Here is a 17864-nt window from a genome sequence, read left to right on the forward strand (position 1 = left end):
CACATTAAAAAGCTACCACCCTGTTTCTGCCTTCGATTTTAGCTTTCTTTAACAGTTCTTTTGCTTTATCAATTAATTGCTCAGCTTCAACCCCATCAAGAGGATTCTCCGCAACTCCGGCGCTCAAAGTAATACTTTTACTGCTATCCTGATCGGAAGGCAAAGCCAGCTGGATTTTTTTACGTATCTCTTCGGCAACCTCTTTACCTTGACGCTTATTCTTCTCGGGGAGAATTAACGAAAATTCATCATCATCGGTCCTGCCTACCCGGTCAACCTCGGTAACAGAACCAGCTAACAAGACAGCTATTCTCTTTAGGGTAACTTCCGCGCTGATCAACCCGAATTTCTCGCGGTAATTTTTAAAATTATCAATATCAAAAATAACAAATGCGCATGGCCGCTGATAAGTAATTGCCCTTTTTATTTCCTCCTGGAGGCGGCTGGTAATAAAATTTCGATTATAAAGTCCGGTAAGGGTATCTTTTGTTTCCAGTTTCTCGATGCGGCGTATTAAAATATCATTTTCAATAGCAATAGCAATCTGCTTTGAAAATATATCCAGGAGTTCCATGTCATCCTTAGTATACAAAAAATTATCCCGGCTGTTGGCAATCCCCAGCACCGCCTTGACCCTTCCTCTTAAAAAAATAGGCATCGACAGGCAATTTTTCACCTGAAATTTAGCAAAAAATTCAGCGGCAAGATTATTCTCTAACAGATTTTGCTTATCCAGGATTAAAAGCTTATTTAAATTAAAGGCCTTATTATAGATATCCTCTTTTACCCCGACATCCACCGTCATTAAATAATCCGCTCCTGCTCCGTCGGCAACCTTGACGCAAAATGATTCTTTATTCTCCTCCTTAAAAAGCAGGAACACGGTTTCGGAATTAGCCAGAAGCCTGGATTTTTCAACCGCGATTTTTAAAATATCTTCCAATTTCGCGCCCTGAGAAATAAGCGAGCTGACCTGCAACAAGTTAGAAAGAACGATTATTTTTTGCTGAATCTCCAGGTTAATTTCGGTAGTTTTCTCACTATATTGCTTAAGTTCATCCATATCGCCGCGGATACGGTTGGTCAGCTGGTTTAAAACATGGCCCAGTTCCCCCACTTCATCATTATGCTCCACTTCCAGTTTGCGGCTAATGTCCCCGGAGACAATAACCTTGGCCTCCTTAGCCATTAAGGCTAAACGGTCAAAAACTTCCTTAATTACCAAAAGCCCGACTACCGCCACAAACATACTGACAACCAAAGAAGCCACGATATCAATCTTGAGCCCAAATTTAGGCAGGATATAATTTGACACTAAATAAACACAAACTAAAAACGGCAGGATAGACATAAGCTGAAAAGCAACAATCAGTTTCTGCTTTATTGTGCGCGAATTTAAAGAAAAGCGGTCAATTTTTTTAGGCATATTTTTCTCCGCAATTTATTCCATTAGAACGCAGAAATACTTTTGGATATTCAATAATTATATCCCTGAACTCAACATCTGGCAATAGTTTTATTAACACAAGATTCGTTAAATTCCGCAAGTAAATCATCCTTATTGATTCCTGTGTCGATAAAATCCCAAGGCAGAACAGAGGTAATTGCTTTTTCGCCAAGGTATGCCTGCGGGTCTATCCCTTCTTCAAAAAATGCCTCCTGCCACCTGGCAAACGAAAAATAATTTGACCAGGCATCAAACTTGGCCCCTTTCCTATAGGCGGCCAAAATAACCCGGCTTAACTTGCGGTCCCCGCGGGAAAGCACCCCTTCTAAAAAACCCATTTGGAAATTATGGAAATTGAGTTTGATCCTTTTGTTTTTACAACGCGATCTTAGGTAATCTTGTTTTTCTTGTATTGAAATAATGGAATCCATTTTTAACCATTGCAGGGGGGTGTGCGGTTTGGGGATTAACGGATTAATACTGATATTGATTTGGGCAGGTGAGCCTTTTATCCTCCTTTTCAACTCCGAGGCCTCTTTTGCAAAATCGATTATTCCGTCCAGATCCTCTTTATCCTCGCCGGGCAAACCGATCAGAAAATATAATTTTAAATGCTGATAGCCGGCTTCATAGGCGGCGGCGATGGCTTTAAAAAAATCTTCTTCGGAAAAATCTTTAGCCAAGACCTGGCGTAATCTCTGCGTCCCTGCTTCCGGGGCAAAAGTCAGGCCGGTTTTTTTTATTTTAGCAATTAACGCCGATACGTTTCCTAATAATGCCTTGGCCTTTAACGAAGGCAGCGACAGGTTAACCGACTCATCCTTGAAGATAGCGGTTAAATCAAAAACCAGTTTCTCTAATCCCGGATAGTCACTTACGGATAAACCGGCCAGGGATAATTCTTCATATCCGCTGGAGGCATAGGCAAGACTGGCCAGTGAGATTACCTTTTCTTTACTTCTTATTCTTAGGGGATAATACTGGGATCTAGCCTGGCAGAAACGGCAGCGGTTGGGGCAGCCGCGCATAATTTCCAAAGTAATCCGGTCATGGATTGTCTGGACATAAGGCACCATCCAATTACAGGGAAAATAAGCTGAATCAAAATCGCTGACTACGCGTTTCTTTATTTTTAAAGGCAGGGCGCTTTCCTTTGGATAAAAAGCAGTAAGCTCACCGCCTGCATCATAATCTACAGCGTAGAGAGACGGAGCGTAAACCCCTTCAATTTTAGACAGTTTAATCAAAAGGCCTTCTTTGGTTAACCTGCCGCTTTTATAATCTTGTTTTAAATTCCGATATAGATCCAGCAGTTCTACAAGTGACTCTTCAGCCTCACCGATAATGAATAAATCAAAAAAATCAGCCATTGGTTCCGGATTAAGGGTTGTTGGCCCTCCGGCAATAACCAAAGGATGCTGCTGATTACGTAATGCGGATTCTAAAGGCAGTCCTGCCAGATCCAGGATGTTTAAGACATTGGTATAGTTTAACTCCGAACCGAGTGAAAATCCCAACACATCAAAACTGGATAACTGCCGGTTTGACTCCCAGGAGAAAAGGCGTTTATTCGCGCTCCTTAAAGCAGCCTCCATATCGGCCTCAGGGGCAAAAAATCTTTCGCAAACTAAACCGTCAATATTATTTAACAGGCCGTAGATAATACGCAACCCTAAGTTGCTCATTCCCACTTCGTATAAATCCGGAAAACCCAGCGCGAAAGTCACAGCGGAAGAAGCAAAATCCTTTTTAGAAGAATTCCATTCGTTGCCCATATACTGGGCGGGCCGGTGCACATTTAAAAACAAATCTTCGATCATGGATTAAAAAACATTGCGGGTTCGGTCGATATTCGCCAAAATTCCCAAAGCAACAAAAGTAGCCAATACGCTTGAACCGCCGTAGCTCATCAGGGGCAAAGGCAGCCCGACAACGGGCGCCAACCCCATATTCATCGCGATATTGATAAACACCTGTATTCCCAACAAAAGAGATATCCCATAGGCAAGCAGCCTTCCAAAGGTATCCTGCGTCCTTTGGGCAATTATGAAACCCTGGCGAATAATTAAATAATATATAAAGATAAGCAGGCAGCTGCCCAGAAAACCCCACTGCTCTGAAAAGGTAGCAAAAATAAAATCCGTATGCGATTCCGGCAAAAAATATAATTGGCTTTGCGAACCGGAAAGCCAGCCGCGGCCAAAGAAACCTCCGGAACCAATGGCAATGCGCGACTGAATCACCGTATATCCGGCGCCCAAAGGATCGATATTAGGATTCAAAAAAACCAATAACCTCTGCTTCTGGTAATCGCGTAAAAAATGCCAGAAAAAAGGCAACGGAAAAACCAACGAAACCAGAAGAATAAAAATATATCTTAATCGAACATGGGTTAAATACAACAGGCAAACAAAAACCAGCATCAGCATCATCCCACTGCCTAAATCCGGCTGTTCGATAATCAAAAACATGGGGACAGCTACGAATATAAAGGGTAAAATTATCCCTTGGAAGATCCCAAACTTCCCGGACAATAAAGACGTGTCATCGGCAGATTTACGGCTAAAGTAACGCGCCAAAAATATGATAATCGCCAGTTTGGCAAACTCCGAGGGCTGAAAATTAAACCAGGCAAACTTAAGCCAGCGCTGGGCCCCCAACCTTACAATGCCCAGGACAAAAACCAAAAACAGAAAAAACAAAGCTATACCGTAAATGAAATAGTTGGCATCCCAGAGTTTTCGGTAATTAAAACCTGAAATGGCAAAAAAACAAACCAACCCGATTGCCAGCCAAAGCACCTGGCGCATATATATACCCTGCCAGGCTCCTTCCTTTTGGAAGGTGCTGCTGTAAATAGACAAAACTCCTAGCGTGGCGATAATCAAGCTAAGGACCAAAATCCTAAAAAAAGAATTCCTCATATTAACCCCTGCTTACTCATCTGCTCAATAATTTGCTTGGTAACAACGCTGGCGGCATGGCCCGAACCGCCGTTTTCCAAGAAAACGCAAATTACGAATTTAGGCTTATCAAAAGGGAAAAAACCCAAAAACCAACCATGGTTTGTTCCGTGGGATACCTGGGCAGTGCCGGTTTTTCCGGCAACGGCAACGGGTAAAAATGATAAGGCATTCCCCGTGCCCTTATCATCAGTAACTACTTTCCGCAATCCCTTAGATAAGACATCAAAAGTAGTTTTCTTAAAATTTACCCGAATAAGTTTTTTCTTTTTCGCGGAGAAATCTAATCCCCCTACTGCTTTGACAATATAAGGGCTTAATAAATACCCGCCGTTGGCAAAAACAGCCATCATATTGGCTGCCTGCAATGGCGTAACCAGGCAATCCCCCTGGCCAATAGTCAGGTTAGCAGTGTCCCCGTCAAACCAATTCTGGAATTTATTTATCCTCCTCCAGAGTGGAGATGGGATAAAACCGCTTGTTTCGTAGGGAAGCTCAAAACCTACATTTTTACCCAAACCCAACTTTAAAGCATAATCATGGATATTTTGCGCCCCTACCAACAAACCTGTTTTATAAAAAAAGACATCGCAGGAATGAGCGATTGCCTGGAAAATATCCTCTGGCCCATGCACATCCCAACAGGCAAACCTTCTGGCTCCCACCATGGTTGAGCCCTGGCAAAGAAAACTGGTGGAAAGGTTTATTTTTTTTAATTCCAGGGCGCCGCAAGCTACAATCAGTTTAAAAACCGAGGCCGGCGGATAGCTGGAGCTGATCGCCCGGTTGATTAACGGAGCATCCGGATTATTAAATAAACCGGAAATAAGCGTGGTGCGGTTATCGACAAAAACAGTGGGGTCGAAATTTGGATGGCTGGCCAAAGCTAAAATTTCTCCGCTGCGCGGATCCATTAAAATTATACTTCCTTTCCTACCGGTTAAATTTTCTTCTACAATTTTCTGGATCTTAAGATCTAGGGTTAATTGGACATCCCTTCCGTTAGACGGAGCTTCAAAGCCTAAGACGCGCATAAATTTACCCTGATGGTTTACCTCAACGGAAAGCCCACCCTCCTCCTGGCGTAAATAATAATCATATTTTTCTTCAACTCCGCCAAATCCCACGATATCTTTAGTTTTATAACCATAATCTTCCAGCTTGGTCAGACGCCAGCGGTCGATCTGATTAACATAGCCGATAACATGGGCCGCTAATGGGCCATATGGATAATGGCGTAAAGGTTCGGGTTGGACCATAACGCCGGGCTCCTCAACTTTATATTCCCCCAGCAATATTGCTTTTTTAAGGTCGATATTGGTGGCCACAGTAACCGGTACGCTTGAAGAAATAAAATTCCTCTTGAACGCGGCCTTTAATTCTTTAGCCTCCACGCCCAATATCCGGCTTATCCTATTCATGATTTGATCAATACGCTTAAGGTCCTGCGGTAAAATCATTACGTCATAAGAGATTTTGCTATCCACGATAATCTCGCCGTTACGGTCTAAGATATTGCCTCTTGAGCCGGATTGCGGTATCAACCGGATACAATTATTGTCACTCTGCCGGCGGAACTTTGCCCCTTGTAATATATCAAGGTTGAGCAACCCCATCAACAGGACACAAAACACGAAAATTATTATTAAATTTAAAATGTCTTTTCTTTCCATAACTTTACCTTGATAGGTTATACAGTTATTCTTTTAACCAGCTTAAAAACCAAAGGAGATAATGCTGCCGTATAAACCGAAGGAATGATTAAGTTGCGCAAAAAAATAAACGGCGGTATGATATTGCCGGAATTTATGTTTTGCAGGCCGATGATGATATTGTTTAATAAGGATACAACCAAGACTATGGCCAGACGCATATAGTCGTCTTCGGTAGATATTTGGCTGGATAGCCTGTAAATTAAAAAACTCCACAGGGGAAATAAAATTGTATTTAACGCAAGAGAAGATGGTAAAAAAACATCCTTAAGCAGACCGCAAAAAACAGCAAAGATCAAAGCGGCCTTAAAATCTAAATAAAAGATTAAAGTTACGGCTAAAACTAAGAGCAGGTCAGGCTTACAATTAAAAAAACTTAAAAAAACCGGCCAAGCTAGTTGGAAGGTGGCCAAAATAATTGCAATTAATAATAAAGGCCATTTTTTCATGGAATAATAACCAATACTTCTTCGATACTGGCAAGATCCACAGACGGCCTGACTATGGCATAACGGCAAAGCCCGGAAAAATCGCGGCCGATATTAATCACTTTGCCGATAAGCAGGCCCTTGGGATAGACTTGGCTTAATTCTGAAGTAACGATTAAGTCTCCTACGGCAATCTGCGCTTCATCGGGAAGATAGCGCATAATTAAATTACCGCCAAGAGTTCCGCTGATTAAACCTTCCTGCCGGCTGCGTTGCACAATACTTGAGATACCCTGGCTGGCATCATTAATCAACAATACTTTGCTGTTATTATCCCCGCTCTCCACCACCTTGCCCACCAACCCTCGGGGATTAACCACAATCATTCCCGGAATAATCCTGCTATTTTTCCCCTTATCAATAATAATACTGGCAGACCAAACATCCGGAGAACGGCCAATCACCCTGGCGGCAACCAGGCGCAGAGGAGATTTTTGTTTGAAATTAAGCAGGTCTTTAAGCCGGTTGTTTTCCTGGCTGAGCTCCCGAAAATCAAATAATCTCCAGCGTAATAGCCCAACCTGGGTGTTTAATTCTTCGGCTTGGATCATATTACGGTGATAGAAAATAATACCGGCAAATTCACGCTTAAGTAAGCTGATCAGAGAAAGCTGGGGCCTGAATGTTTTTTGCGTAGAATTTTTTAGACAGGATAGAAAATTAGAAATCAGGAGTATTGCGCAAACAACGGAAATAGAAATAATTAGGTTTTTACGGGGCACCTTAAGCACATTGAAAGATCTGGAAAGATTTAACTACGTACGTCGGTTTTAACCGGTACGGTTACTTTCTTAAGATATTGAATTTCGCTAAGCACAATCCCCGTACCGTTAGCAACCGCGACAATCGGATCATCGGTTATATGCACGGGAAGCCCGGTTTCTTCGGAAATTAATTTATCCAATCCTCTTAATAATGAACCGCCTCCGGCCATAACAATACCGTGATCAATAAGATCGGCGGCTAACTCCGGGGGAGTCCGCTCTAACGATACTTTTGTAACTTCTAATATCGCGCGCAGAGGTTCCTGCAGGGACTCGCGTATTTCTTCGCTGGTAATGGTTACGGTTTTAGGAAGCCCGGCAACCATGTCCCTGCCTTTTACCTCCATGCTCATCTCTTCTTCCAAAGGATAAGCTGAACCAATCTTTATCTTAATATCTTCAGAGGTTCGTTCCCCAACCATAAGATTATATGTTTTCTTAAGATACTCGACTATTGCTTCATTCATTTCATCTCCGCCGATACGAATGGATTTTGAAAAAACTGTTCCGGCAAGCGAAATTACCGCGATCTCCGTAGTCCCGCCTCCGACATCAATAATCATGTTACCGACGGGCTCCTGGATAGGCAGGCCCACGCCGATAGCCGCGGCGATTGGCTCTTCAATCAAAAACACTTCCCTGGCTCCGGCGCGCTCCGCGGAATCCTTTACCGCCCGCTTTTCCACTTCGGTTATGCCCGAAGGGATAGCAATAACAATCCTGGGCCTGACTAAAACCTTGCGGTGATGCACCTTTTTAATAAAATACCGAAGCATAGCTTCGGTAATCTCAAAATCAGAAATAACTCCGTCTTTCATCGGCCGGATCGCAATGATGTTGCCGGGAGTCCGCCCAAGCATACGCTTGGCTTCATCTCCTACGGCTAAAACATGCGAAGTACCGCGTTCAATAGCCACCACCGAAGGCTCACAAAGCACTACCCCTTCGCCTTTAACAAAAACTAAAGTTGTCGCTGTTCCCAGGTCAATCCCCATATCATTGGAAAAAAGACCTAAAACATAATTGATCGCCCTCTTTAGTTGTTGACTTAGCTTTCCCATATTTATTATCTCCTTGCCTACTAAGGCACACCCGCGCAATTCCATATAAGCGCGGCATGTGAAATTAGGTAGTTAGAAAGATATTAACAAAGATTAAACCCTTTGTCAAATAAATAAATGCGGCCACAACTTACTAGCCTGCCCCCAAACTCTTCAATGCCTCTAAAAATCCGGGGAAAGATTTACCGACGCAGTTGATATCATCCAGCCTGGACGCTCCTTCCGCTGCCAAAGCAGCAACCACCATGCTCATGGCAGTACGATGATCCCCGAAACTCTTAAGGCTGGCGCCATGAAGATGCTTGCCGCCTTTTATAATTATACTTTCTGCGGAACCGGTTTTTTTAACTCCGATATCCGCTCCCATAGATTTTAAATTTCTAACCATAGAATTAATACGATCAGTTTCCTTAACCCTTAACTCACCTGCCCCTTTGATTACCGTCCTGCCTTCTGCAAAACAGGCAGCAACCATAATAATCGGCAACTCATCAACTAATGAAGGTATTTCGTAAGAAGCAACGGATGCCCCTTTAAGCTTACTGCTGCTTATTATAAGATTACCAACGGGTTCAAAACTTCCGGATTGCCTGCCCCTAAGATCTCTTATTTTTATCTTTGCCTGCATTCTTTTAAGAACCTTGATTATTCCAATGCGGGTAGGATTAAGGCTCAAACGTTCAAAGGTAATTTTAGCTCCGGGAATTATTGAGGCTAAAACCATAAAAAAAGCTGCCGAAGAAATATCCCCGGGGATATAAATTTGGCCCGGACTAACTAAGGCCCTATCCGGATCTAAGGTTATACCATTATTTTTTGCAACTATGTTTACGCCAAAAATTTTAAGCATACGCTCCGTATGATCGCGGCTGCCTAGGCGCTCGATAACCCGGGTCTTACCTTTAGCCGATAAACCTGCCAGAAGAATCGCGGATTTAACCTGAGCCGAAGCAATAGGCATGCGATAAACAATCCCCCTAAGATCCCCTCCATTTATAACTATCGGAGCATACTCTTCCCCGCCTTTGATTTTTGCGCTAATGCCGGCTCCCATCAAACGTAAAGGCACATTTACCCTGGACATCGGCCTTGCCGAAAGATATTTTCCCGCGATAATTTTGGTTTTAAAATCCTCTGCCGCTAAAACGCCTAAAAGCAGGCGTAAGGTCGTACCGGAATTACCCACAAAAATCGGTTTACGGGATTTTTTTAAACCCTGCCTTCCCCTGCCAAAAACCAGAACCTGGTTTTCCTTAATGCGTATACTTACCCCCAAAGCAGTTAAGGCATTTAATGTAGCTAAAGAATCGGCGTGGATTGGAAAATTTTTAAGGATAGTTTTCCCTTGGCTTAAAGCGCTTAAAATCAAGGCTCGGTGGGCGATAGACTTATCACCGGGAAGGGTTAGTTTACCACAGGGGATGAACTTATCCTGGATTAAAAAAGATTTGGTGCGGTTAGAAAATTTTACTTTTGCCCGATTAGCAGATTTTCTAACGGGGCTCACTTTGCTTTTTGCGTTACCTTATCGTTTTCTTTGATCAGGTCTTTTAACTCCGGAATAAAACCTGCGGCAGACATAGATTCATGGACCTTCTCGACCTTTAAATCGCCGATATATTTGCCGTCGCGGGTAACCCTGAACTCCTGCCCTAACTCAACCTTATCTTTACTGCCTAAATTAATCACGGCAAAATTAAACTCTTTGTTTACGATCATAACCTTGCCTTCCAAAATACCCGGCGAAGGGATTTGAGTTTTTTTATCAGTTTTTTCCGCCTTTAAGGCAGCAGCGTTAATCTTGGCATTAGCCGCTTTAACCTTTCCCTTAGCGGTATTATCAATCACAACGGGTTCCCCGGCGACAACAACCTTACCCAGCTCTACACCCGCTGAGCCGCTTTCCATATTTTTGATTTTATCCTCAAGTTCAGCCTTTTGTTTTTGGATAATTTTTATCTGCTCCTTTGTTTGTTTACCCTCTTCTTGAGCTGCTTGGAGCCTGTTCTCAAGGTCCTGCCGCAAAGATTTCTGCTGCTCAAGGTCTGCCTTAAACTGCTCTAATTTATTTGAAGTTTCCGCCAGTTCCGATTTCTTCTGGATCATCTCCTTAATTAAAGAATCGACCTTGGCGCCGGACTCCTGTAATTTAAGCGCAAGCTCACTGGCCTGTTTCTTGGATTCTCCAAGCTTATCCTCGGTAATACGCTGACGATTATTTAACTCGGTAATTTGATCCTGAAGTTGGATATTCTGCGCGTGTTCTTTTTGGTATAAATAAAATGATACAGCGGCAAATGCTGATGCGATAATAATTAGGACGATTAAAATGGGTAAGATAATTGTACCTTTGCGATACATTTTGCCTCCTTTTGTCTACGAAGACAACACCCGCGCAACTTGCGCTAAACGCGGGGTGTCTCACCTATTATAATTTAATCCGTGTTTATTACCCATTACTATAACATTAGTTAGGTAAAAATCAAGATATATTTTTTTTAATGAAATCTTCCAACTCTAGGGGTATCTTGCTGGTAAAATGAACCGGCTTATTTCTGGCAGGATGGATAAAACCAATTTCTTGGGCGTGTAAAGCCAGGCGGGGAAAATTAGCATTCTTTCCGTATTTAGTATCGCCCAGTATGGGATATCCTAAATGCGCCAGGTGCACCCTAAGCTGATGCGTCCTGCCGGTAAACGGCCTTAATTCCAGAAAACTAAAAAATTTACCGCGTTTTAAAGTACGGTAGTGCGTGCGGGCGTATTTAGTGTTTGGCGCAAAACTAACGGCCATATTTTTTCGCTTTAAAGGATGCCGGCCGATAGGGGCTTCGATTACATCTTCATCAAACTCAACCCGGCCGCAAACGATGGCAATATATTTTCGCTGGATACTATGCTGGGCAAACTGCTTGGCTAATTTTAAATGGCTGGAATTATTTTTGGCAATCACCAAAAGGCCGCTGGTATCTTTATCCAAACGGTGAACAATACCCGGCCGGTTTTTGTTTATATCAGAAAGCTGCGTTCCTCGGCCAAGAAGAGCATTAACTAAGGTGTGCTCCCAGTTTCCGGGAGACGGGTGCACCACCAGGCCCGTCTGTTTATTGATCACCAGCAGATCATCATCCTCATAAACAATCTCCAAAGGGATCTGTTCCGGTAAAAATTCTGTTTTTTCTTTTTCGGGAAGAATGATTTTGATCGCATCTGCCGGATTTACTTTGTAATGAGGAGTCTTGACTGCTTGAGAGTTTAAAAAAACCCTGCCTTCATGGATAAGTTTCTGGATAATTGTACGCGATAAACCCAAATTATTGCGCGCAGAATAATCCGTTAAAAGCAAATCCAGGCGCGTCTTGGCCTCTTTGGCTAAGACTTTTAATAACAATTCTTTCATAATGTTTTTTTCTTATCGTAAGCTATCTTGATTAGGATCAAAAGCGAGACAATAAACATCGCCAAAGACAGAAGCTGAAAAATAGTTAAGCCATAAAACAATCGGGGGCTGTCGTTGCGGAAATATTCGATAAAGAAACGTTTTATAGAATAAAGAAAAAGATAAGCGCAAAGGATAGTCCCCGGAAGGTGTTTTCTATCCTGCATAAATCTTAAAACAAAGAAAATAAACAATAGAAGCAAAGAGGAATATAATTGCGTCGGGATTAAGACCTGGTCAAAAACTTTAAAATATATCCCAAATGCTGAAACCCTTCCAAAACAACATCCGTTTAAAAGACACCCGATCCTGCCGATTGCCTGCCCCAAAGCAATAAAAGGAACCAAGAGGTCCAGGGTTCTAAGCAACCCCAGCTTATTCTTCTTGATGAATAAAATCACAACCAGTGACCCAAAAATTACCCCTCCAAACCAGGCCAGGCCTCCGTGTTGGAGCATAATGATCTCCAGGGGATTGCGCAGGTAAGAGCTGAGGTCATTGAGCACATAAAAGGCCCGGGCACCGATAATTCCAAAGATAAAAACAAGAAAAAACAGATTAAAAATTAAATCGGGATCAAGCCCCTCTTTTTTTGCTTGTAAAGAAGCCAAATAGCTGCTCACAAAAAAAGCCAGGACCAGCATAAGGCCGTATGAATAAATAGTAAACGGACCGATTTGACAGATTTCAGGCAGCATTTTTCTTAAATAATAATTCCCAGGTTAATAAAATCGCGGCGATGGTTATGACCGAATCCGCCAGATTAAACACCGGCCAGATCCGCAGGTCCAGAAAATCAATCACAAAACCAAAACGCAGGCGGTCAATCAGGTTACCGGCTGAGCCGCCTAAAATTAAGCTTAAAGATAATTTAAAAATAAATGAATTCTTTTTGTTCCTGAGGTTGTGCAAAATAAGCGCGATTGCAAAAATCGAAATCAGCACAAACATAAACAGCTGGTTTTGGAACAGACCAAAAGCCGCCCCGCGATTATGCACCAAGGTCAGGTTTAAAAAATTTTTTATCAAAATAACCGGGGTATTTAATCGCAGGAGTCTTACGGCGAGAAACTTGGTAATCTGGTCTAAAAAAATTACACTGGCAATAATGGTCAAGGCCATCTGTTAAGCCTGATAAATTAAAGCTTTTATCTTTTTTCCCTTTTCTGCTGGCACTTTATGCAGAGCCGGGCAGAAGGGACCGCTTTTAACCTGATTTTAGTAATTTGCCCTTTGCAATCATCGCAAATGCCAAAAGATCCGTCTTCTATCCTCTTTAGCGCGTCATCCAGCTCATAAAGAACTTTTCTTTCATTGGAAGCCAGCCCCAACGAAAACTCACGGTCATAATTATCGGTAGCCACATCGGCCATATGATAGGTATAGCCGGAAATGTCCCCGGAGGCCTCTTTCTGGGATTTTCTTAACGTATCGTCGGATATATGCTTAAGATCCTCGAATATCTCTTCTTTTTTCTTGAGGACGATTTTCTTAAACTCCTTTAAATCTTTTTTTAAAAATTTCTTCACTTGGCCTTCCCCCTTAATGCCGCAAGGCAATTATCACAAAGCAAAGGATGCTCTTTATCCTTGCCTATCTCTTGCGAATAATTCCAACAACGCGGGCATTTGCTGCCTTTGGCTTTGGCTACCTTAATCGAAAGATCTTCGGGATTTTCCTTATCCAGGGTAACCTCAACGCCAGAAACCTTAAAAATCTCACAGAGTTGCTCTTTAAAGCTTTGTAAGAATGTATAACGATCCTGGGTTTTTGTCAATATATTTATTTGCGCATCAAAGGAGCTGCCGATCTCGCTTTTTGTACGTAATTCTTCTAACTTCTTGGCTACTTGAGGAGATAAAAATTTAATAACATATAAATCAAGATTAAGCAGTTCTTTTTCTTCGCTCACAAAAAGCTTCTCCTTGTTTTCCGGCCAATCTAAAAGATGAACACTGGCTAAAGATTGATCCTTAGCCTCCTTGGGCATATTTTGCCAGATCTCTTCAGCGGTAAAAACTAAAATGGGAGAAATAATCCTTACCAGGCAATTAAGGACTTCATATAAAACTGTCTGGGACGCCCTTCTCTGCGGCGAAGAAGCAGCATAAGTATATAATCTGCCTTTGGCCATATCCAAATAATACATCGAAAGGTCTTCGTTACAGAAATCATAAATTGATTTATAGGCCTTATGAAATTCAAAATCAGCGTAGGCTTTATCCACCACGGAGCATAATGAATTTAAACGGCTAAGTATCCACTGATCAATTTTTCTAAAATCTTTATATTCTGCTTTCTGCGTATCCGGGTCAAAATCATACAAATTACTTAAAATAAAACGCGCGGTATTCCTGATCTTACGATAGGCCTCAGATAAACGGCTTAAGATAACCGGCGAGATACGGATATCTTCATTATAGTCGCTGGAGGCAACCCACATCCTTAAGATATCTGCGCCGTAATCCTTGATAGTTTCAAAAGGAGAAATAACATTGCCTGAAGATTTAGACATCTTTCGGCCTGAGCCGTCAACCACAAAACCATGGGTCAGCACATTCTTAAAAGGCGCTTTCTCCTCTATGCAGACAGACGGAATAAGCGATGATTGGAACCATCCGCGGTGCTGATCCGAACCCTCAAGATAAAGGCCGGCCGGAAATTCCAACTCTTTCCTTTTCTTTAATACTGCCTGCCAGCTTAACCCGGAATCAAACCAGACGTCTAAGATATCAGCGCCTTTAGAAAAATTTTTACCCTTACAATGCGGACAGTAAATATCTCCCTGAAGGAAATCTTCGACCGGCTGTTCAAACCAGCAATCTGTCCCGGTTTTTGCGCTTTGGAACGCAAAATTCCGGATTACCTCTGTGGATAAAAATTCTTCTTTACAATTATTACAGATTAAAGCCGGGATAGGCACGCCCCAGTATCTTTGGCGGGAAAGACACCAATCCGGCCGCAAAGAAACCATCGCCGAAATCCTTTCTTCTCCGGTAGGAGGAACCCATTTAACATGCTGGTGGATTATCTTTAGCAGTTTATTCCTTAAATCATTATGTTCCATATTCAAAAACCACTGCCGGGTCGCCCTAAAGATTACCGGAGTCTTACAGCGCCAGCAGTGCGGATATGAATGCCGGATACTGAAGTTAAACAGCAAGGCGCCGGTTTTTTCTAATTTCTCAAGGATGGGCTGATTAGCATCATATACATGCAACCCCTGGAACTCGCCGGCAGTAGAATCAAAAATACCTTTAGCATCAACCGGCATAATTATATCCAATTTATATTTAATCCCGGTAAAATAATCTTCATTACCGTGGCCAGGCGCGGTGTGCACTAAGCCCGTGCCTTCTTCACCAGATACATAGTCAGCTAAAACTACCCTGCCTTCTCTTGGCATAAAAGGATGGGTATAAATTAACCCTTCCAGATTCCTGCCTTTTAGCTCCTTAATAATTGTATGTTTGGAGATACTGCTGTTAGTTAAAAAAACAGACAGTAAATCTTTGGCAACAATCAAATTCCCTTTTTCGGTATTAATGTAAAGGTAGGAAAACTGCGGATGCACAGCCACAGCAACATTAGCAAGCAAGGTCCAGGGCGTGGTGGTCCAGATAACCAGGAAACTGTCCTCCTGAAAATCTTGATGCTCATTAAGCTTAAATTTTACATAAATCGACGGAGAACTGTGATCCTCATATTCAACCTCGGCTTCAGCCAGAGCAGTCTCGCATTTAAAACACCAATTCACCGGCTTGAGGCCATGATACAAATACCCTTTTTCATTAAGCACAGCTAAAGAATTAAGTATACTCTCCTCGTAATCATGGCTTAAAGTTAAATACGGGTTTTCCCAATCGGCAAATACTCCTAAACGCTTAAATTGATCCTTTTGCGTTTCGACATATTTGTTGGCATAAACAAATGCCTTTTTGCGGAAATCCAATTGGGATATCTGGGATTTATGCATTTTGAGCTCTTTGAGCAGTTGATGTTCAATCGGCAGGCCGTGGCAATCCCATCCGGGCACATAAGCGCAGGAATTTCCGCGCAGCGTCTTATATTTAACAATAATATCCTTTAAAGTTTTATTTAAGGCATGGCCGATATGGATATCGCCGTTAGCATAAGGCGGGCCGTCATGCAGGATATACTTTGGCTTTCCTTCGGATTTTTTGCTGACGAGCTTATAAATACCCTGCCCTATCCATTTCTGCAATAAAAGCGGCTCCCTTCTGGGAAGATCAGCCTTCATCGGAAAATCCGTTTTGGGTAAATTTAAGGTATTTTTATATTCGGAATTATTGGACATACTTTCCTATAATTATATTTAAATCTTTTTTGGTTTTTCCAGGAATGAGTTTTTTATCCGTAACAATGGCAAACTTTAATGCCTGGCCGCAACTGCACAGGCGTTGCGGCTCTAACTCCTTAATCACTTTATGGATAATCTTTTTAGCATTCTCGGCATTTTTCTGCAGGTTACTGATCACCATCTCCAAAGTTACCGACTCATGCTCCGGATGCCAGCAGTCATAATCAGTAATACAGGCAACCGTAGAATAACAAATCTCCGCCTCGCGGCAAAGCTTGGCTTCGGCCAGATTAGTCATCCCAATCACATCCATGCCCCAGCTGCGGTAAAGCTTGCTTTCGGCTAATGTAGAAAATTGCGGGCCTTCCATGTTAATATATGTGCCGCCTCTATGCATATTCAAATTTAAAGATTTACCGGCTGAGTAGATGCCTGCGCTAAGCTGTGCGCACACAGGATGGCTAAAGACAATATGACTGACAATGCCCCGGTCAAAAAAACTCATTTCCCGCGCGTGATTAGTACGGTCGACAAACTGGTCCACCACCACAAAATCCAAAGGCTTCATCTCCTCCTTCAGGCTTCCGCAGGCAGTTACCGAAATAATCCTTTCTACGCCTAATTTTTTCATCGCGAAAATATTAGCCCGGTAATTTATCTGGCTGGGGGATATGCGGTGCCCAACTCCATGGCGCGGCAAAAAAACTACCTCTTTATTTTCTAACCTTCCGATTGTAAATTTATCCGAAGGCCTGCCAAAAGGAGTCTTAACAGTTACCTGCTTTATAATCTCTATCCCTTCGATTTTGTATAGTCCGCTTCCGCCGATAATACCGATTTTTGACATATTAATTCCCTTTCCCTAATTCATCAGCGCGCTTGCTGGCGCTTTTTACTGCTTCTTCAAGAGACCCCCCTGATTGCAGCACATCAAGGCCGGCTTGAGTTGTCCCCCCTTTTGAAGCAACCATTTTAATTATATCCGCGCAGGATAAATTTCTTTCTTTTAACATGGCAATAATGCCATCAACGGTCTTCTCAGATAAAACATCAGCTTCCCGCTGGTCAAAACCTATACTCACGGCAGCATCCGCTAACATTTTAATGAACCCATCCCGCTCTTTATCCGCGTTTGCCTTTTCTTTAATATAATGACAGAAAAAAGCCGGTCCACTTCCGGAAACTGCTGTTGCCGCATTAAGCATCTTCTCCTCGGTGGTAACCAATACCAGGCCTATATAATTTAATAACTGCCAGGCCGAATCCAGGTCCGCTGCGGTAGCATTTTCTTCCTTGAACAAAACAGAAACTCCCCGGCCGATCTGAGCCGGCATATTCGGCATAACCCTGATGATCCGCGTTTTTTCGCCCAAGCGGTTCTTGATGTATTTGGTAGTAATGCCGGCGGCGATAGTAATAATCAACTTGCCCTGCGTAAAATTTTTGATCTCATTAAGCAAGGTATCAAAATCTTGCGGTTTGACTGCCAGAATAATAATTTCGGATTCTTTGGCTAACTGAACAGGCGCACCGGCAACAGTTATATTTTTTAAGGCAGAGATTTTATTTTTATCTTTATCAAAAACACAGACCGCATACTTTTCTTTTATGCGCTCTGCGATTGCCTTACCCATATTCCCGTAACCGATAATGCCGACTTTTTCCATTC

General features: G+C 42.5%; 16 protein-coding genes. All 16 read right to left on the reverse strand.

Annotation, left to right across the window (positions count from 1 at the left end; translation table 11 throughout):
- Positions 1–4: 4 nt before the first annotated feature.
- Positions 5–1426, reverse strand: coding sequence for a diguanylate cyclase (locus PHG87_02750; protein ID MDD5477110.1), 1422 nt, complete (start codon positions 1424–1426; stop codon positions 5–7).
- A 71-nt stretch (positions 1427–1497) separates the two neighbouring features.
- Positions 1498–3267, reverse strand: coding sequence for a TIGR03960 family B12-binding radical SAM protein (locus tag PHG87_02755; GenBank protein MDD5477111.1), 1770 nt, complete (start codon positions 3265–3267; stop codon positions 1498–1500).
- Between the two features lie 3 nt (positions 3268–3270).
- Positions 3271–4371, reverse strand: coding sequence for a rod shape-determining protein RodA (gene rodA, locus PHG87_02760; GenBank protein MDD5477112.1), 1101 nt, complete (start codon positions 4369–4371; stop codon positions 3271–3273).
- A complete protein-coding gene (mrdA, locus tag PHG87_02765; GenBank protein MDD5477113.1) occupies positions 4368–6083 on the reverse strand; it encodes a penicillin-binding protein 2 in 1716 nt (571 codons plus the stop codon). The genes rodA and mrdA overlap by 4 nt, the downstream gene beginning before the upstream one ends.
- A 17-nt stretch (positions 6084–6100) precedes the next feature.
- Positions 6101–6571, reverse strand: a complete 471-nt coding sequence (gene mreD / locus PHG87_02770) for a rod shape-determining protein MreD (protein MDD5477114.1) — start codon at positions 6569–6571, stop codon at positions 6101–6103.
- Positions 6568–7341: a rod shape-determining protein MreC gene (gene mreC, locus PHG87_02775; GenBank protein MDD5477115.1), complete on the reverse strand. Its 774-nt coding sequence runs from the start codon at positions 7339–7341 to the stop codon at positions 6568–6570. Before mreC ends, mreD begins: the two co-directional genes overlap by 4 nt.
- Positions 7342–7361: 20 nt before the next feature.
- Positions 7362–8435, reverse strand: coding sequence for a rod shape-determining protein (locus PHG87_02780; GenBank protein ID MDD5477116.1), 1074 nt, complete (start codon positions 8433–8435; stop codon positions 7362–7364).
- A 133-nt stretch (positions 8436–8568) separates the two neighbouring features.
- The gene (gene aroA, locus PHG87_02785) at positions 8569–9942 is read right to left on the reverse strand and encodes a 3-phosphoshikimate 1-carboxyvinyltransferase (GenBank protein ID MDD5477117.1); all 1374 of its coding nucleotides are present in this window, start codon (positions 9940–9942) and stop codon (positions 8569–8571) included.
- Complete coding sequence (locus PHG87_02790; protein MDD5477118.1) at positions 9939–10796, reverse strand: hypothetical protein; 858 nt, start codon at positions 10794–10796, stop codon at positions 9939–9941. Before PHG87_02790 ends, aroA begins: the two co-directional genes overlap by 4 nt.
- 121 nt (positions 10797–10917) lie before the next feature.
- Positions 10918–11835 (reverse strand): RluA family pseudouridine synthase, encoded by a 918-nt coding sequence (locus PHG87_02795; protein MDD5477119.1) that lies wholly within the window; start codon positions 11833–11835, stop codon positions 10918–10920.
- Positions 11832–12572 carry a prolipoprotein diacylglyceryl transferase gene (gene lgt / locus PHG87_02800; protein ID MDD5477120.1) on the reverse strand — a complete coding sequence of 247 codons (741 nt, stop codon included), beginning with the start codon at positions 12570–12572 and terminating at the stop codon, positions 11832–11834. Before lgt ends, PHG87_02795 begins: the two co-directional genes overlap by 4 nt.
- Positions 12562–12996, reverse strand: a complete 435-nt coding sequence (lspA, locus tag PHG87_02805) for a signal peptidase II (GenBank protein ID MDD5477121.1) — start codon at positions 12994–12996, stop codon at positions 12562–12564. The genes lgt and lspA overlap by 11 nt, the downstream gene beginning before the upstream one ends.
- 26 nt (positions 12997–13022) lie before the next feature.
- Positions 13023–13403 (reverse strand): TraR/DksA family transcriptional regulator, encoded by a 381-nt coding sequence (locus tag PHG87_02810; protein MDD5477122.1) that lies wholly within the window; start codon positions 13401–13403, stop codon positions 13023–13025.
- Positions 13400–16192 carry an isoleucine--tRNA ligase gene (ileS, locus tag PHG87_02815; protein MDD5477123.1) on the reverse strand — a complete coding sequence of 931 codons (2793 nt, stop codon included), beginning with the start codon at positions 16190–16192 and terminating at the stop codon, positions 13400–13402. Before ileS ends, PHG87_02810 begins: the two co-directional genes overlap by 4 nt.
- Positions 16182–17042 carry an S-methyl-5'-thioadenosine phosphorylase gene (gene mtnP, locus PHG87_02820; protein MDD5477124.1) on the reverse strand — a complete coding sequence of 287 codons (861 nt, stop codon included), beginning with the start codon at positions 17040–17042 and terminating at the stop codon, positions 16182–16184. Before mtnP ends, ileS begins: the two co-directional genes overlap by 11 nt.
- Position 17043: 1 nt before the next feature.
- Positions 17044–17862 (reverse strand): pyrroline-5-carboxylate reductase, encoded by an 819-nt coding sequence (gene proC, locus PHG87_02825; GenBank protein ID MDD5477125.1) that lies wholly within the window; start codon positions 17860–17862, stop codon positions 17044–17046.
- Positions 17863–17864: the final 2 nt, after the last annotated feature.

Source organism: Candidatus Omnitrophota bacterium (assembly GCA_028716245.1).
Lineage (GTDB): Bacteria > Omnitrophota > Gorgyraeia > Gygaellales > Profunditerraquicolaceae > UBA6249.

Bases quoted from the DNA above. Each gene is read 5' to 3' on its own strand.
- PHG87_02750 (MDD5477110.1), bottom strand. From the start codon at position 1,426: ATGCCTAAAAAAATTGACCGCTTTTCTTTAAATTCGCGCACAATAAAG.
- PHG87_02755 (MDD5477111.1), bottom strand. From the start codon at position 3,267: ATGATCGAAGATTTGTTTTTAAATGTGCACCGGCCCGCCCAGTATATG.
- rodA (MDD5477112.1), bottom strand. From the start codon at position 4,371: ATGAGGAATTCTTTTTTTAGGATTTTGGTCCTTAGCTTGATTATCGCC.
- mrdA (MDD5477113.1), bottom strand. From the start codon at position 6,083: ATGGAAAGAAAAGACATTTTAAATTTAATAATAATTTTCGTGTTTTGT.
- mreD (MDD5477114.1), bottom strand. From the start codon at position 6,571: ATGAAAAAATGGCCTTTATTATTAATTGCAATTATTTTGGCCACCTTC.
- PHG87_02780 (MDD5477116.1), bottom strand. From the start codon at position 8,435: ATGGGAAAGCTAAGTCAACAACTAAAGAGGGCGATCAATTATGTTTTA.
- PHG87_02790 (MDD5477118.1), bottom strand. From the start codon at position 10,796: ATGTATCGCAAAGGTACAATTATCTTACCCATTTTAATCGTCCTAATT.
- PHG87_02795 (MDD5477119.1), bottom strand. From the start codon at position 11,835: ATGAAAGAATTGTTATTAAAAGTCTTAGCCAAAGAGGCCAAGACGCGC.
- lgt (MDD5477120.1), bottom strand. From the start codon at position 12,572: ATGCTGCCTGAAATCTGTCAAATCGGTCCGTTTACTATTTATTCATAC.
- lspA (MDD5477121.1), bottom strand. From the start codon at position 12,996: ATGGCCTTGACCATTATTGCCAGTGTAATTTTTTTAGACCAGATTACC.
- ileS (MDD5477123.1), bottom strand. From the start codon at position 16,192: ATGTCCAATAATTCCGAATATAAAAATACCTTAAATTTACCCAAAACG.
- mtnP (MDD5477124.1), bottom strand. From the start codon at position 17,042: ATGTCAAAAATCGGTATTATCGGCGGAAGCGGACTATACAAAATCGAA.
- proC (MDD5477125.1), bottom strand. From the start codon at position 17,862: ATGGAAAAAGTCGGCATTATCGGTTACGGGAATATGGGTAAGGCAATC.